General features: G+C 64.2%; 12 protein-coding genes and 1 riboswitch. Of the genes, 7 read left to right on the forward strand and 5 right to left on the reverse strand.

Annotation, left to right across the window (positions count from 1 at the left end; genetic code table 11):
• The first annotated feature begins 31 nt into the window (after positions 1-31).
• From ACIPHM_RS15770 to ACIPHM_RS15780, 3 genes are all read left to right on the forward strand, one after another.
• On the forward strand, positions 32-2,041 hold the full coding sequence (locus ACIPHM_RS15770) for an aconitase family protein (protein WP_400329809.1): 2,010 nt from the start codon (positions 32-34) through the stop codon (positions 2,039-2,041).
• Positions 2,042-2,357: 316 nt separating this feature from the next.
• Positions 2,358-3,776, forward strand: a complete 1,419-nt coding sequence (locus ACIPHM_RS15775; RefSeq protein WP_400329811.1) for an MFS transporter — start codon at positions 2,358-2,360, stop codon at positions 3,774-3,776.
• 32 nt (positions 3,777-3,808) lie between these two features.
• Positions 3,809-4,405, forward strand: coding sequence for a class I SAM-dependent methyltransferase (locus ACIPHM_RS15780; RefSeq protein ID WP_400329814.1), 597 nt, complete (start codon positions 3,809-3,811; stop codon positions 4,403-4,405).
• Between the two features lie 12 nt (positions 4,406-4,417).
• Here ACIPHM_RS15780 and ACIPHM_RS15785 read toward each other — a convergent pair whose 3' ends face one another.
• On the reverse strand, positions 4,418-5,341 hold the full coding sequence (locus ACIPHM_RS15785; protein ID WP_400329816.1) for a LysR substrate-binding domain-containing protein: 924 nt from the start codon (positions 5,339-5,341) through the stop codon (positions 4,418-4,420).
• Between the two features lie 136 nt (positions 5,342-5,477).
• On the opposite strand from ACIPHM_RS15785, the gene metE reads away from it, so the two are divergent.
• Positions 5,478-7,778, forward strand: coding sequence for a 5-methyltetrahydropteroyltriglutamate--homocysteine S-methyltransferase (gene metE, locus ACIPHM_RS15790; RefSeq protein WP_400329818.1), 2,301 nt, complete (start codon positions 5,478-5,480; stop codon positions 7,776-7,778).
• Between the two features lie 288 nt (positions 7,779-8,066).
• Positions 8,067-8,663 carry a hypothetical protein gene (locus ACIPHM_RS15795; RefSeq protein WP_400329820.1) on the forward strand — a complete coding sequence of 199 codons (597 nt, stop codon included), beginning with the start codon at positions 8,067-8,069 and terminating at the stop codon, positions 8,661-8,663.
• 43 nt (positions 8,664-8,706) lie between these two features.
• Here the strand turns inward: ACIPHM_RS15795 and pepN are convergent, their stop codons facing one another.
• A complete protein-coding gene (gene pepN / locus ACIPHM_RS15800; protein ID WP_400329823.1) occupies positions 8,707-11,418 on the reverse strand; it encodes an aminopeptidase N in 2,712 nt (903 codons plus the stop codon).
• 212 nt (positions 11,419-11,630) lie between these two features.
• On the opposite strand from pepN, the gene ACIPHM_RS15805 reads away from it, so the two are divergent.
• Positions 11,631-12,239, forward strand: coding sequence for a DUF4136 domain-containing protein (locus ACIPHM_RS15805; RefSeq protein WP_400329826.1), 609 nt, complete (start codon positions 11,631-11,633; stop codon positions 12,237-12,239).
• A gap of 85 nt (positions 12,240-12,324) precedes the next feature.
• Here ACIPHM_RS15805 and ACIPHM_RS15810 read toward each other — a convergent pair whose 3' ends face one another.
• Complete coding sequence (locus ACIPHM_RS15810) at positions 12,325-12,882, reverse strand: TMEM165/GDT1 family protein (RefSeq protein ID WP_400329829.1); 558 nt, start codon at positions 12,880-12,882, stop codon at positions 12,325-12,327.
• A gap of 15 nt (positions 12,883-12,897) precedes the next feature.
• Positions 12,898-13,080: riboswitch (yybP-ykoY riboswitch) on the reverse strand.
• A 193-nt stretch (positions 13,081-13,273) separates the two neighbouring features.
• Here ACIPHM_RS15810 and ACIPHM_RS15815 point away from each other — a divergent pair.
• Entirely contained in the window at positions 13,274-13,741 is a 468-nt protein-coding gene (locus ACIPHM_RS15815) for a hypothetical protein (protein ID WP_400329831.1), read from the forward strand.
• A gap of 158 nt (positions 13,742-13,899) precedes the next feature.
• Here the strand turns inward: ACIPHM_RS15815 and guaD are convergent, their stop codons facing one another.
• Together guaD and ACIPHM_RS15825 are read right to left on the reverse strand one after the other, a co-directional pair.
• Entirely contained in the window at positions 13,900-15,255 is a 1,356-nt protein-coding gene (gene guaD / locus ACIPHM_RS15820; RefSeq protein WP_400329834.1) for a guanine deaminase, read from the reverse strand.
• 19 nt (positions 15,256-15,274) lie between these two features.
• Positions 15,275-16,717 carry an NCS2 family permease gene (locus tag ACIPHM_RS15825; RefSeq protein ID WP_400329836.1) on the reverse strand — a complete coding sequence of 481 codons (1,443 nt, stop codon included), beginning with the start codon at positions 16,715-16,717 and terminating at the stop codon, positions 15,275-15,277.
• Between the last annotated feature and the right edge of the window lie 147 nt (positions 16,718-16,864).

Below are 16,864 nucleotides of genomic sequence, written 5' to 3' on the forward strand. Positions count from 1 at the left end.
CGCTATGCTGTCTTCCGGAGGTAATTGCTGCATGGAAGACACCATTCGTTTCGACGGCCGTGTGCTGTTTCTGTCCGACGACCCGGCCATCGTGCGCCGTCAGTTGGCCGGTGAGTCCATCGCTCGCGCCGAGGCCGGCGCGCTGCGCGATAACGTCTCGACCGACGAAATCACGCCCGTCACCGTCATGCTCACGTACGACGAGCGACTTGGACGCTACCCTTACGTCGGTTTCAAAGCGGGTAACGCGCTGCCCATCGGCGAGCATGCAGTGCGGCGCGGTGGCTTTCAGGTCACCGTTGCGGGCAAGCGCTACGGCAAGGGCTCCTCGCGAGAATCGAGCCCGCTCGCGGAACGCTCCGCCGGTATCCGGCTGATCGTTGCCGAGAGCTTCGAGCGCATCTATCAGCAGAACTGCGACAACATCGGCATTCTGACGACGACCGACTTCGGCGTGCTCGAACGCATTCAGGCCGGGGAAGCCATTCCCATTACCGAATTCCTCAAGGGTCGCGACGCCCTCACGCAGCAGATCATCCGCAGCGGCGGCCTGCTCGCGTATAGCAAGTTCGCCGAGTGGCCCGCGCCCCTGGCGCCGCATGACGATGGGCCGGATATCCGCAACACGCTCAACACGGACAACACGCCACCGCGCACCCTCGTCGAGAAGATCATGGCGCGACGCCTACACCCGGCCACGCCAGGGACCGAGCACGGCGACGGCGTGTTCGTGCGCGTCGACTGGCGCTTCTCGCACGACTACTTCACGGGGATGTGCGCACATCTGATGCATGGCGCATTCGGAGAGCCGGCGGCGCTTTACGATCCGGCGCGCATCATCGCGTTCCAGGACCATCTGGTGCTGGCCGCGCAGAGTTTTCCGCACGTCTCGCAGGGGCTGCTGCCCGGCGTGGCCAATCTGACGAGCGGCCATCGCGAGTTCGTCTCACGTTATCCCGTGTTGGCGCATGGTCAGTTGGCTAACGAGGGGACGCAAGGCAACGAAGGAAGTATGGAGGGCGCCGACGGCATCTGCCACGCGCTGATGGCCGAGCGCTACGCGTTGCCGGGGCAGATCGTGATCGGCACCGACTCGCACACGCCGCATGCGGGCGCGCTCGGTTGTCTGGCGTTCGGCGCGGGCGCGACGGATATCGCGAATAGCTGGGTCACGGGCTACGTCCGCTGCAAGGTGCCGCAGACGCTGCGCATCGAGATCGACGGCGACCTCGCGCCGGGCGTGACGGCCAAGGACGTCGTGCTCCATCTGTTGCGACTCGACGCGATCCGCAGCGGCGACGCCATCGGCCTCGTCTTCGAATATGTGGGGAGTGCCGTGCGCGCCATGTCGGTCGACGAACGCGCCACGCTTACCAATATGGTGGCCGAGCTGGGCGGGTTCACCGGCATCGTCGCGCCGGATGAGAAAACGGTGGCGTTTCTCAAAGCGCGGCGCGGTATCGATTTCACGCTCGCGCCGTGGATGACGAGCGACGCCGGCGCCCGCTATCGCGACGTGATTCGCATCGACGCCGCCTCGCTCACACCCATGCTGGCGCGTCCCGGCGATCCGGGCAACGGCGTGGCGCTCGCAGAGCTCGATGCGCCCGTGGCCATCGACATCGCGTACGGCGGCTCATGCACCGCAGGCAAGCGCGACGACTTCGATGCATATCACGACGTACTGGCGTGGGGCGTCGCGCACGGCTTGCGCGTCGCGCAGGGACGCTCGCTGTTCCTGCAATTCGGCACGATGGACGTGCGCGCCTATTGCGAAGCACAGGGCTATCTGGACACGTTCGAGGCCGCGGGCGTCACGCTCGTCATGCCCGGTTGCGGCGCATGTGCGAACTGCGGGCCGGGCCAGTCGACGTCCACCGGGCAAGTCACGATCAGCGCGATCAACCGCAACTTCCCGGGGCGCTCGGGCCCGGGCAGCGTGTGGCTCGCCAGTCCCTACACGGTGGCGGCGAGTGCGTTGGCCGGGCGCATTGTCGGTTTCGACGAACTGAAGGCCGCCGTCGTCGGGGAGCGCGATTGAGTCGCCCGCTTCGCATCGCCCGGACGTGTGTTTCAGCAGGTGCGACAAATGCCGTGCGGCGCGATAGATCCGCAACGATGTGCTGCGAGTGACGGAGGGTGCCGAAGCGCGTGCTGTTGTTGATGAACATCGCAATTTTTCGTAGTGCGTGGCAAAGGTGACTGGCGCGGTGTCATTCGTGGCACAATTTCGGCCTCGTGCCTGTCGATTCATGGTGTATCCGGCGTTGTGACGGACGTCGGCCAACAACGATGCGCAGTTCGGCCATGACCGAACGGGCCCGGAGACGATTTCCATGCCATCCCCTGACGTTTCAATGCCTTCCATGCCTCGCGCCGCTCAAGCAACGACTGCGGCAACCCACCTGAGCGCAGGTGACATTTCCGCCCGACTCGACCGTCTGCCACCGACCCGCACCGTCTGGAAGCTGGTGGTGCTGCTCAGTCTCGGCTTTTTCTTCGAACTCTACGATCTGCTCTACACCGGCTATATCGCACCGGGCCTGGTGAAGAGCGGCATTCTGACGCCCACGACGCCGGGCCTGTTCGGCACGACCGGGGTGGCGAGCTTTATCGCCGCGCTGTTCTCGGGGCTGTTCATCGGCACCATTGCGTGCGGCTTTCTCGCCGACCGCTTCGGGCGCCGCGCCGTCTTCACCGGCTCGCTGCTCTGGTACACGGTCGCCAACGTCATCATGGCGTTTCAGGACACGGCCACGGGCGTGAACTTCTGGCGCTTCGTGGTGGGCCTGGGCATTGGCGTGGAGCTGGTGACAATCGGCACTTACATCGCCGAGCTCGTACCCAAGCAGATTCGCGGCCGCGCGTTCGCGTGCGAGCAGGCCGTCGGCTTCACGGCCGTGCCGGTCGTCGCGCTGCTCGCCTACTGGCTTGTGCCGCGCGAATTCCTTGGTCTGGAAGGCTGGCGCTGGGTGGTGCTCATCGGTGCGCACGGCGCGGTGTTCGTCTGGTGGATTCGCCGTGCGCTGCCGGAAAGCCCGCGCTGGCTCGCGCAGCAGGGACGTCTCGACGAAGCCGAGCGCGTGCTCTCGGCGCTCGAAGCCAAGGTCGAGCGCGAATACGGCAAGCCGCTGCCGCCGCCGGGCGCACCGGAGCCGGTGGTGCCGAAGAGCGCGTTTCGCGACATGTGGGTGCCGCCGTATCGCAAGCGCGCGATCATGATGATTCTGTTCAACATCTTCCAGACGGTCGGCTTCTACGGCTTCGCCAACTGGGTGCCGACGCTGCTCATCAAGCAGGGCATCACGGTGACGACGAGTCTGGCGTATTCGAGCGTGATCGCCCTGGCCGCGCCCATCGGACCGCTGATCGGACTCTGGATGGCCGACAAGGTCGAGCGCAAGCACGCCATCGTCTGGACGGCCGGCATCGGTATCGTGTGCGGTATCGTGTTCTCTCAGGTCACCTCGTCGTTCCTGCTCATCGCGATGGGGATCGGCCTGACGCTCGCGAACAACATCATGTCGTACAGCTATCACGCGTATCAGACGGAGTTGTTCCCCACGGGCATTCGCGCGCGTGCGGTCGGTTTCGTCTATTCGTGGAGCCGTTTCTCGGCGATCTTCACGGCATTTCTGATCGCGTCGGTGCTGCGCAATTTCGGCGTGACCGGCGTGTTCGCGTTCATCTCCTGTGCAATGCTGGTCGTCATGCTCGCCATTGGCCTGATGGGGCCGCGCACGCGGGATATCGCGCTGGAGAAGATTTCGCAATAAGCTGACCGTTCACGCCCCCGGAGATCACGATCATGGCGGACCTGCAAACCGAAGCGGCCTACGAGGCCAATGCCGAGCGGTATCACGAGGACTGGCTCAACCAGCCGCCGCCGGACGACATGTACGCGCTGCTCGTGCGTCATTTCATTGCGGCCGGGCGCACGATCGACGTAGGGTGCGGCAACGGGCGCGACGCCGCGTGGCTCGCGCAACAAGGGTTCGACGTCACGGGCTACGACAGCTCGCCTGCGCTCGTCGCGCTGGCGCGCAAGTCGTTCCCCTGGGTGACGTTTCACGTCGACCGGTTGCCGATGCTCGAAAGCGTGACGGCACAGTTTGATAACGTGATTTGCGAGACGGTGCTCATGCACCTGCCGGCGAGCGACGTGCCCCTGGCGGCCGACCGGCTCTGGACGCTGGTGCGTCCGGGCGGCGTGCTCTACGTGTCGTGGCGCGTGACCGAAGGGGCCGATCTGCGGCACGAGGACGGCCGTCTCTACAGCGCTTTCGACCCCAGCGTGGTGCGCGCCGCGCTGCACGAAGGCATTGTCTTGCACGAGGAAGACGTCACGAGCGCCAGCTCGGGCAAGCGCGTCTGCCGACTGATCGTGCGACGGCCTGCCCGATAGCGGGGCCGGACGTCAAAGCAACTCGATCTCCGGCAACGTGAGCAGGCTCGTCTCGCGCATGAGCGAGACGAACTCGCCGATGTACGGGCGCTCGGTCACGGTAGGCAGCGTGGCGGCCCACAGCTCGGCTGTCAGCCCCTGCGGCGTGATCGGACGCGCACTCACATAGCGACGCTCAAGATAGCCCGTCACCGCCCATAGCGGCAGTGCGGCCAGCCCGCGGCGGCTCGCGACGAGTTGCAGAATCGCCACCGTCAACTCGGTCGTGCGGCGCGTGGGCTCGATCCCGGCCGGGCGAAGTATCTGACGCACGATATCGAGCATGTCGTCGGGCACGGGGTAGGTGATGAGCGTTTCGTCGCGGAAATCCTCGGCGTCGAGATGCGACTTGCCCGCGAGCGGATGGTCGTTCGCCATGAGCGCCATCATCTGGAAGCGGAACAGCGGATGAAAGTCCACCGCCTCGCCTTCCTCATGCTCCGAAATGATCGCCAGATCGGCGCGATCCTGATGCAGCAGCCCGATCGGGTCGGCGTGAAAACCCGACACGATATCCAGTTCCACTTCCGGCCAGCGCACACGAAACGCGTCCATGGCGGGCATCAGCCAATCGAAACAGGTGTGACATTCCACGGCGATGCGCAGCGTGCCCTGCGTGCCTTGCGCGAGCCGCGTCAGGTCGCGTCCCGCCTCGTCGACCGCAGGCACCACCTCTTCGGCCAGCGCGAGCAGGCGCTTGCCCGCGGGCGTAAACACCAGCGGCGAGGACTTGCGCACGAACAGCGGCAAGCCATAGAAATCTTCCAGTGCCTTGATCTGATGCGAAAGGGCGGACTGCGTCAGGTGCAGCCAGAGCGCCGCACGTGAAACGCTGCCGGTGTCGCGCAGCGCGAGCAACGTTTGCAGATGACGAAGTTCGATGGGTGTTCGTTGCATGAATAAAATTAATGACGAATCTCAAAAACTTTCGTTTGAATAATACATGGGTGCCCCGGATACTGCCAGCCTGGGCGGACATTGTCCGCCGACAACTCATTTGCAATATCGCAAGTTTCCGTTTAGGACAGCGCACATGGCTCAGGCCCACGTACTCGGATTGCCGCGCATTGGCGCGCAGCGTGAACTCAAATTTGCCGTCGAGGCCTACTGGCGCGACGAGATGGCTGTCACTGCGTTGCAAGACGTCGGACGCCGCATTCGCGCGGCCAACCGCCGTGCACAGCGCGACGCCGGCCTCGACTGGATCACCGTCGGCGACTTCCATTGGTACGACCAGGTGCTCTCGACACTGGCGCTCGTGGGTGGGCTGCCGGAGCGCTTTGGCGCCGCGCCCGCGGCGCTCACGCTGGCCGATTACTTCGCCGCCGCGCGCGGGAACGCGCAGCAAAGCGCGATGGAAATGACGAAGTGGTTCGATACGAACTACCACTATCTCGTGCCGGAATACTCGCCGCAGACGCGTTTCGGTCAAGGCACCGAATGGCTCTTCGAGGAAGTGGCCGAGGCGCTGATCGAAGGCGCGAACGTCAAACCCGTGCTGCTCGGGCCGCTCTCGCTGCTGTATCTCGGCAAGGAGAAGGGCGGTCTGAGGGACCGTCTGTCGCTGTTGCCCGAACTGATCGCGCCATATGAGCGCGTGCTCGCGCGTCTGAAGGCGCAGGGCGTGACGTGGGTGCAGATCGACGAGCCGATTCTCGCGCTCGACTTGCCCCAAGCGTGGCGCGACGCCTTCGAGCCGGTCTACCGCCGTCTGAGCGTCGTCGCCCCGTCGCTGTTGCTCGCCACGTATTTCGGCGATGTCAGCGAGCATGCCGCGTTGCTGACGACGTTGCCGGTGGCCGGTGTGCACGTCGACGGGGTGCGTGCGCCAAAGCAACTCGAGACGTTCGCCGCGCTTTGGCCGAACGACAAGGTGCTGTCCGCCGGTGTGGTCGATGGCCGCAATGTCTGGCGCTGCGATCTCACGCGTGCGCGCGCGCAACTCGTGTCGCTGGCGGAAACGCTTGGCGAGCGTCTGTGGATCGCATCGAGCTGCTCGCTCATGCACTGCCCGGTCGATCTGTCGAGCGAGGTTCGTCTCGATAAGGAAGTGCGCACGTGGCTCGCATTCGCCGTGCAGAAGCTCGCGGAACTGGTGTTGCTGTGCCGCTCGCTCGACGTCGCCGAGTTCGCCAAGGCCGACGTGCGCGCCGCCTTCGTGGCCGACGCCACGGCGCAGGCCGCGCGTCGTACGTCGCCGCGCATTCACAACAGTGTGGTGCAGAAGCGTCTGGCGACGCTGACCGAGGCCGATGCGCGCCGTGCGTCCGAGTATCCCGCGCGCGCCGACGCGCAGCGCGCGTGGCTCAAGCTGCCCGCGTTGCCGACGACGACCATCGGCTCGTTCCCGCAGACCGCAGCGATTCGCACGGCGCGTGCGGACTTCAAGCGTCGTGCGATGTCGCATCTGGAGTATCTGGAGACGATGCGCGCGCAGATTCGTCTGGCTATCGAGAAGCAGGAAACCTATGGCCTGGATGTGCTCGTGCACGGCGAAGCCGAGCGTAACGACATGGTCGAGTACTTCGGCGATCTGCTGTGGGGCTTCGTCATCACCGAGAGTGGCTGGGTGCAGAGCTACGGCTCGCGTTGCGTGAAGCCGCCCGTGATTTATGGCGACGTCTATCTGCCCGAGCCGATGACCGTGACGTGGAGCGCCTACGCCCAGCAACTGACGGACAAGCCGGTCAAGGGCATGCTGACCGGGCCGGTGACGATGCTGCAATGGTCGTTCGTGCGCGACGATCAGCCGCGCGAACTCACGGCGCTGCAAATCGCGCTCGCGCTGCGCGAGGAAGTGGCGGCGCTGGAGAAAGCGGGCGTGCGCGTGATTCAGATCGACGAGCCGGCATTGCGCGAGGGCTTGCCGCTGCGCGAAGGTGACTGGCCGGCGTATCTGGCGTGGGCGGTGCGCGCGTTTCGGGTGTGCTCGTCGGGCGTTGCCGACGACACGCAGATCCACACACATATGTGCTACTCGGAATTCCACGACATTCTGCCGTCGATTGCCGCGCTCGACGCCGACGTAATTTCCATCGAGACCACGCGCTCCGATATGGAACTGCTCGGTGCGTTCGAAGCCTTCGAGTATCCGAACGAAATCGGCCCGGGCGTGTACGACATTCACTCGCCGCGTGTGCCGTCGCAGGCGGAAATGGAGCGTCTGATCGAGGCGGCGCTGGCGCGCATTCCGGCGGAGCGTCTGTGGATCAACCCGGATTGCGGTCTGAAAACGCGTGACTGGACGCAGGTAGACGGGGCCCTGACCCACATGGTCGCCGCCGCCAACGCCGTGCGCGCACGCCTGGCCACAGCGCAGGCGCGGGCCGCCTGAACGGGCTGACAGGCGCGCTGGGCCTGGCTCAGGCCGGAATCGGGCCCGAAACGCCGCCGGGGCAGCAATGCGCCCGCGGCGTTTTCTTGAGCGTGCGCCGCCACGGGAAATGGCTACCTGTCAGGGTTGACAGGTGCGCAAATGCATTTCATTGACTAGACTGCGCTCAAATTGGCGCGCGCACGAAACATCAATATAAACAGTCACCTGCGTGCCATGTGCGGGTAAGGAACAACATCGTGCGCGGCAGCGACTCAGCTTTCTGAGGCAGAAGTCTGGAGGTGGCGCATGGAAGAGTTCGTTCTACTTTCGCGCGGTGGTCTCGTGCCGCCAATTGCTGTCGACAGACGTTATCCACGAGTCACGATCGACGAACAGGGAATGCCCGAGCGGGGAGCGTTGCATGCCGATGGCTGCATGCGGGCGTGGTGTTTCGACGGGGAACAAAAGAAGCGGTTTCTGCCCGTCGATGTTCGTCTGGATCGGCTGGACGGCTCACCTTTCTGGTGGAGCGTGCAGGGACAGGTGCGCTCGCCTGCCGCGCCGCACGCGGCACTCGACGAGGTGCTGCGGCTCAGTTTTCGATCGAGTCTTCCCAACGGCACCTACGACGTCGAGAGTCCGCCGGATGCCGACGTGATGCTGATCTACCAACTGGCGTTTCGCGATCCGCCGAAGTATCCCGGCCAGGACGTTCACCTCGTCATCAGCGCAATGAGCGGCAAGGTGACGTTGTGCAACGATCCCGCGAACTACCTGATGGCCGGGGCGTTCGACGAGATCGTCATGCCGATTCCGGCACTGCGTCCGCTGATCGGTGTCGGGCCGCGCTGGCCCTACAAGCTATCGCTCAACTGTGGATACTTCGAGGTCATGCGGCCGTAACGAGGGCGTTGCTCCCTCGCTTGCCGCATGACCTTGGCGTCGATCAGGCGAGGGCCTTTTCGACGATCTCACGCACGTCTTTCGACAGCGCCGCGTGCTGCGAGACTTGCTGCAACGCGTCGCGCATACGTTCGCGCAGGGCGGGCGTGTACTTGCGCCAGCGGTCGAGCACGCGTGCCAGGCGCGCGGCGACCTGCGGGTTGAGGGCGTCGAGCGCGAGGACCTGTTCGGCCCAGTACTGATAGCCCGAGCCGTCCGCAGCGTGGAACTGCGCCGGATTGCCGCTGCAGAAGCTGAAAATCAGCGAGCGCGCGCGGTTCGGATTCTTCAGCGTGAAGGCCGGGTGACGCATGAGTGCACGCACGGCGTCGATGACGCAGTGACTGCCGTCGCCGCGTTGCATGGCTTGCAGCGCGAACCACTTGTCGATGGCCAGCGGCTCGTTTTCGAAGCGCTGATAGAAGTCCTCCAGCGCTTGCGCGGCGTGGTTTTGACCGTGGGCCGCATCGCCTTCGCGTGCAGCGCCACCGCGTTGCACCAGCGCGGTGAGCGCGGCGAAACGGTCGGTCATGTTGTTGGCAGTGTCGTACTGCGTGCGCGCGGTTTGCGCCACGCCGGCGTCCGACAGTTCCATCAGGTACGACAGCGCGAGGTTCTTCAGGGCGCGCTCGCCGCTCGATGCGGCGTCCGGCTGATAAGGGCCGGGCACGCGATGGTTGTGATACGCCGCGAGCCATTCGGTATGCAGCGACGCGGCCAGCCGCTGACGCAGGTACTGACGCGCCGCATGAATGGCCGCCGGATCGATCTCCGCCATCTGCTCGCCGAGATACGATTCGGCCGGCAGCGTGAGCGCTTGCGCGCGGAACGCCGGGTCGAGCGTCTCGTCGCGCAGCACTTGCCGGAAGGCCTCCAGCACGTAGCTGTCGACGCTGGGCAACTGGCCCATCTGAATCGATTCGACGAGGGCGAGCAACTGGCGGGTGGCCAGACGCTGGCCGGCTTCCCAACGGTTGAATGGATCGCTGTCGTGTGCCATCAGGAACGCCAGTTCGTCGATGGTGTATTCGTGCTCGACGATCACCGGGGCCGAGAAGCCGCGCAGCAACGACGGCATCGGCGTGTGCGCCACATCGACGAACGTGAAGCTCTGATGCGCCTGCGTAAAGTCCAGCACGCGCGTGGTGGCGAGCGGGGCGTCGGCGGCTTCGCCGGCCAGACGCAGCGTCATGTCGCGACCGTCGCGATCGAGCAGGCCGACAGCGAACGGGATATGGAACGGCTGCTTGACGAGCGCCTCGTCCTGCAACTCCACGCCGACCTTCGGGCAGCGCTGCGTGAGGGTGAGGGTGTAGGTGCGCTCGGCTTCGTCGTAGGCGGCGTCGACCGTTACCCGCGGGGTGCCGGCCTGGCTGTACCAGCGGCCGAATTGCGTGAGGTCGCGCCCGTTGGCGTCGGCCATGGCGGCGCGGAAGTCGTCGCACGTCACGGCCTGACCGTCGTGACGCTCGAAGTACAAATCCATGCCGCGGCGGAAGCCGTCGCGCCCGAGCAGCGTCTGATACATGCGCACGACTTCGGCGCCTTTCTCGTAGACGGTGACCGTGTAGAAGTTATTGATCTCGACGTAGCTCTCGGGACGCACCGGGTGCGCCATCGGACCGGCGTCCTCCGGGAACTGCGCTTGACGCAGCACGCGTACGTCGTCGATACGCTTGACGGCGCGGCCCGACTCGGAGCCCATCATGTCGGCGGAAAACTCCTGATCGCGGAACACCGTCAGGCCTTCCTTGAGGCTTAACTGGAACCAGTCGCGGCAGGTCACGCGGTTGCCGGTCCAGTTGTGGAAGTATTCGTGGCCCACCACGGCTTCGATATTGCCGAAGTCGTCGTCGGTCGCGGTGGCGGCATCGGCCAGCACATACTTCGTGTTGAAGATGTTCAGCCCCTTGTTCTCCATCGCGCCCATGTTGAAGTCGCTCACCGCGACGATCATGAAGCGATCGAGATCGAGCACGCGGCCGAAACGCTCCTCGTCCCAACGGATCGAGTTGATGAGCGAATGCATGGCGTGTTCGGTCTTCTCCAGATCTTGCGGCTGCACCCAGACCTGGAGCAGCTTTTCGCGGCCGTCGCCGGCGACGATACGTTCTTCACGGCAAACCAGACGCCCCGCGACCAGTGCGAAGAGGTAGCTGGGCTTCTTGAACGGGTCGTCCCAGACGGCGAAGTGACGGCCGTCGGGCAGATCGCCCTTGTCGATCAGATTGCCGTTGGCCAGCAGCACCGGATACGCTTCGCGATCGGCGCGCAGCGTAACGGTGTATGTCGCCATCACGTCGGGACGGTCGAGGAAGTAGGTGATCTTGCGAAAGCCCTCGGCTTCGCATTGCGTGAAGAAGTTGCCGCCCGAGACGTACAGCCCCATGAGCGACGTGTTCTCCTGCGGCTGGCAGCGAGTGACGAGCGTGAGTTCGAACGCGTCAGGCGGGGCCACGACCGTGAGCGTCTCTTCGCCGGTGTGGTAACCGGCCCACGGCTTGCCGTCGAGTTCGAGGCTGACCAGTTGCAACTGCTGCCCCACCAGTTCGAGGTCGCCACCGAGGCCTGCCGGGTTGCGGTGGATACGCAATCGGCTGGTGACGGTGGTCACATCGGGGGCAAGATCGAAGTCAAGTTGGACGGTGTCGATCAAATACGCCGGGGGCGTATAGTCGGCGCGTTGGAAGACACCTGCGAGGTCGGTTCTGAGCATGGACGGTAGTGTGCGGACGGCCAAGGATTCGTAAATTGTAACGGAGTGGCGCCGCCTTAGCGTCCAAGCCGCGAATTTGCTGAATTTTCGCGGTGCACATTCGTCAAATGATTCGGATGTGCGAGAGGCGCCGTCCTATGCTTAAATCGTCGCAAGTTTTGCGAAATCGGAGGCGCGCTGGCGCATCCCGCTTATCTCTGGAGCGAAGAATCATGTGGAAACGATGGGGAATGGCGACGCTCGCCGTTGCCAGCGTCTTGCTGGCCGGGTGTGCCAGCACGGTCACCAGTCAGGTGACTGCGTTCGGCAATTCACCGGGTTTCGAGGGCCCGCGCACGTATGCACTCACGCGTACGGCCGAGCAGGAGAACAATCAGGAGCACGCGACTTACGAACAGTGGTTGCGCACGCGTCTGGCCGGTGACGGCTTCAGCGAGCAGGGTCCATCGAACGCGCACTACCTGATCGGCATGTCCTACGGCATTACGCAGCAGACGATGCGCGTGGCGGAACCGGCCTACGATCCGATGTTCGCCCCCGGCCCATGGGGACCGTGGGGACGTCCGTGGGGTTGGTACGGTTACCCATACGGCGCGCCGCCCGCGTACATCGAGCGTGATTATCCGTACGCCCTCTCGGGCTTGCAGTTGCGCTTCACGGATCGCGCCAGCGGCAAGGAGGTGTACCGCGTGCAGGCCAACACGAGCGATGCTGGCACGTCTCTGGCATCCGCCATGCCGTATCTGATCGACGCGGCACTCAAGCAGTTGCCGTTCCCGAGCGGACGCACGGTGAGCGTGCAGCAGAAGGTCGGACAGTAAGGTACGCCGGAAGCCGACCGCAATGACAACGCCGGATCATGGCGGTGCGTCGTCGAGACGCCCGCCCTTATCCGGCGTTTTGCGCTTACTGCATCAACGTGACGACGCCGAGCACGAGGAAGATCACGGCGGCGACGGCATGCACCGCCTTGGTCGGCAGGCGTCCGGAGAACTTGTGGCCGATGAGCACGGCGGGCACGTTGGCGAGCATCATGCCCAGCGTTGTGCCTGCCACAACGCCGAAGAAGTCCTGATAGCGCGCGGCGAGCATTACCGTGGCGATCTGCGTCTTGTCACCCATTTCGGCGATGAAGAACGTAAGCACCGTGGAGGCGAACACGCCGAGCTTGCGCTTCGTGGTCGTATCTTCGTCATCGACCTTGTCGGGAATCAGAATCCAGACCGCCATGCCGATGAACGACGCGACGATGGCCCACTTCATGATCGAAGGACTGATGGCCGTGGACAGCCACTCGCCAAGCGCGCCGGCAAAGCCGTGATTGACGAGCGTGGCGACGAGAATGCCAAGAATGATCGGCACGGGCTTCTTGAAGCGCGCAGCGAGTACGAGGGCCAGCAATTGGGTTTTGTCGCCGATTTCGGCGAGACCGACGACGCCGGTCGAGATGAGGAATGGGGACACCTTATTATTTCTCCGCCGGGCCGTGACATGCGAGCCAATGACAATGCGTCCCGGCCCGGTCGGCGGAAGCATCGTCATCGGTCTCGCCAGGCCCGAGGGCTGCATACGCCATAGCCGGAATCGGCCAAGTTTGTTGACGTATGCCCCTGTCGAAGACTGAAGTCCATGACAGGGCGGCTACTCCCCAATGAGGAAACGGATCATAGCATACTCACCTTTTCAAAATGACGTGTGTTCGCGGGGTGTGGCGCCCAAGTGATGTTCGTGCCTCCGCCCCATCTGCGTTCGCGCTTTTGCCTGCAAGGCCGGGGGCGGCGCGGTGGCGCATTCGTCAGTCATGGAATTGTCATGACATAGTGAGTCGATTCCCGAGGCCTTGCGTCTAGGGCTGGTGCAGGCGCGCGAAACCGAAGGCGTGCCGGACATGAGAGAGATATCGGTGAAGAAGCCGCGGGAGGCGCGTCATGCGCGGCGGCTGAATCGCGTCCATCTGTCCGATGAGGCGCAATTCGACGCCGTGTTGCGCAAGGCGACGACCGAGATTCATCGGGGAGAGGGGCTGCCGGCGGCGCTCGGACTATCGTTGAGCGAAATCGCCGATCAGATGGAGGCGGGTATGCGAGCAGTGCGTGTGGCGTTGACGCAGCTATTGCAAGGGAACGCTTCGCGGGTTGACGTTCTGCCGCGTTTTACGAGTTGGGAGATATGCGGCGCAGCGGGGCGGACAGTTACCCAAACGGGGCCGATCGGTGAGCGTCAGAGCAAGAACCGTGACGCCCGCGTGGGATGTTGGGTGGGAAATGACGGGGGGATGCCCAAAGGTGGCAATTGTCGGGCAGGAAACGAAAGCAGCGTGTGAGTGGAAAGAAAAAAGGGCAGCCTACAGGCTGCCCCAAGGAGATCCCCGGCCGCATGCCCCTTGCGTACGGCCGGCGAACGCGGGCGAGCGCGCGTCGTGCCAAGGCGACGGCGCGCGTTCCACCGCGTAAGCGATAACGTCCGTAGGGACGCGAGATGTCAGTGCGCGGTGCGGCGATGCACCGGCTTGCCCGCCGCGTAGGTCGCGGCGACGGCGCGATCGTCGCCGAGCATGGCGAACGCGAACAGCAGCTCTTCGAGCGACTCGGCCAGTGCCGTACGACGGGCGAGCAGCGGCGTGGCTTTCGGATCGAGCACAACGAAATCGGCCTCCGCGCCTACGGCCAGCGTACCGATGGTGCCGTGCAGATCCAGCGCATGCGCCGCTCCTTCGGTGGCCAGATAGAACATGCGTTCGGCCGAAAGGTGATAGCCCGACAGACGCGCCACCTTGTGCGCCTCGTTCATCGTTTGCAGCATCGAGAAGGTCGAGCCGCCGCCAACGTCGGTCGCGAGTGCGACCGGCATGCGCGTGGCTTCGGCCGCCGCAAAGTCGAACAGACCGCTGCCAAGGAACTGGTTCGACGTCGGGCAATGCGCGGCGACGGCACCCGTCTCGAACATGCGACGGCGATCGTGCTCGTCGAGCCAGATGCAATGGCCGTACACGGCACGCTTGCGCAGCAGCTTGTAGTGGTCGTAGACGTCGAGGTAGCTGCGATGGGCCGGGAACAGCGAGCGCACCCACTCGACCTCGTCGGTGTTCTCCGCCACGTGGCTTTGAATGAATACGTCTTCGTACTGCTGGGCCAGTTCGCCGCACACGCCCAATTGCGCGTCGCTCGACGTTGGCGCAAAACGCGGCGTGAGCGCGTAGAGCTGACGTCCCTTGTTGTGCCAGCGCTGGATTAGCGCCTCGCTCTCAAGTGCGCCGCGCTCGGGCGTGTCGCGCAGGAATTCCGGACAGTTGCGATCCATCATCACTTTCCCGGCAACCATGCGCAGATTGCGCGCGTCGCTCGCCTTGAAGAAAGCGTCGGCCGAGCCGGGATGCACCGTGCAGTACACGAGCGCGCTGGTGGTGCCCACGCGCAGCAGTTCGTCGAGGAAGAACTGGGCGACGTCCGCCGCGTATTCGGGATTCTCGAAGCGGCGCTCGGTCGGGAACGTGTACTTCTCCAGCCACGGCAGCAGCCCGGGGGCGGGCGAGGCAATCATATCCGTCTGCGGATAATGAATGTGCGTGTCGATGAAGCCGGGCGTGACGACCTTGTCGCGCAGATCCTCGATGGGCGTGCCGGGGGGCAGCGTCGGGGCCACCTTGGCGTAATCGCCCACGGCGACGATGCGGCCATTACCGCCGTTCCCGGTGCTCTCGAACGCGACGATGCCGTCGGTGTGGTGCACCGTGCCCGGCGTGCCGTCGAGATAGGCGCGCGCGGGATCGTGGGTGAAGTAGACCAGTTGTGCGCGCACGGCACGTACAGCACGCTGGGCTTGGTTTGCGGTGGACATGTTTTTGGCCCTTCTGTGGTTACATTTGCGTGAGCAGCAGCACAGCCAGCGCTGCGACGATCCACATCGCCGGCTTGATTTCTTTCACGCGCCCCGTGAACAGCTTGAGAACGACGAACGCCAGGAAACTGTAGGCGATGCCGTCGGTGATCGAATACGAAATCGGAATCATCACAAGTGCGATGAAACTCGGGATGGCTTCGTCCATGCGATGCCATTCGATGCGCGTGACGGATTCCATCATAAACACACCGACCAGAATGAGCGCGGGGGCCGTGGCAATCGCGGGCACCAGCGAGAGCATCGGCGAGAGGAACAGGAACGGCAGGAACATCAGCGCGCACACCACGGCGGTCAGCCCGGTGCGGCCGCCCTGTGCGATCCCGGCGGCCGATTCGATGTAGGCGTTTGCCGGGCTCGTGCCGAGCGGGCCGGAAATCAGCACCGAGAACGAATCGACGATCATCGCCTGACGCATATTGCGCGGGTTGCCGTCGCGATCTTTCATGTTGCCCGCTTCGGCAATGCTCATGAAGGTCGAGAGCGTATCAAAGAACGCGGTGAAGAGCATCACGAAGATAAACGGCAGATAAGCCACCTTCAGCGCGCCCAGCAGGTCGAGTTGGCCGATGCCCGAGAAGTCCGGCGCGGCGAAGAAACCGTGGAAGTTCACCAGCGTGGCCGTGGCGATTTCCGTGGGGAAATACCCGCTGCCGTCGCCCCAAAGGCGACCGATGGGCAAGGCGAGGAGCGTGGTGACGACGATGCCGATCATTAGGGCGCCATTCACGCGGCGAGCGACGAGCACGGTCGTGAGCGCGAGTCCGATGAGGAACGTGACGGTGGGGGGCGACAAATGCGCCAGACGCACGACCGTGACCGGATCGCTCACCACGAGCTTGGCGTTGACCAGCCCGATCACGGTGATGAACAAACCGATGCCGCACGAGATCGCGTAACGCAGGTTCGCCGGAATCGCTTCGACGACGAAGCGTCGCACATTGAGCGCGGCGAGCAGCGCGAAGAGAATGCCCGACCAGAACACGCAGCCGAGCGCCGTTTGCCACGGCATGCCGACGCCATGCACCATCGTGAATGCGAAGAGCGCGTTGAGTCCCATGCCTGGGGCGACCAGCACCGGATTGCGGGCGTACAGCCCCATCGCGCAGCTACCGAAGAAGCTGATGAGCACCGTGGCGGTGAGTGCCGCCGGGAAGGCCATCCCCGTCTTCGACAGAATGGCCGGGTTGACGACGATGATGTACATCGCCGCGAGGAAAGTCGTGATACCCGCTATCACTTCGGTGCGAAACGTCGATCCGAGTGCCGTGATACCGAAATACCGATCCAGCGCAGTGACTGTCGGGACAGGTTGCGCGCCCGCCACGCGCGTGCTGTCGTGTGCCGCTTCGGGCGCGGCGGGTGCAACTTGACTCGCCGGGGGGCTGAGCGATGAGTCCATGGGGTGTCGTCTCCGAGATTTTCTATGATGTCTTGTGCGCTTCGCGCGGCCGGGTGTGGGGGCACCTCGCGACGTGTATCAGGGCACGAATGCAAAATAGCACCGGGCCTCGTTGAAAATATTCTTCGCGCAGAATGTTCCACATCA

The organism is Pandoraea sp. NPDC087047, from assembly GCF_044745225.1.
GTDB lineage: Bacteria > Pseudomonadota > Gammaproteobacteria > Burkholderiales > Burkholderiaceae > Pandoraea.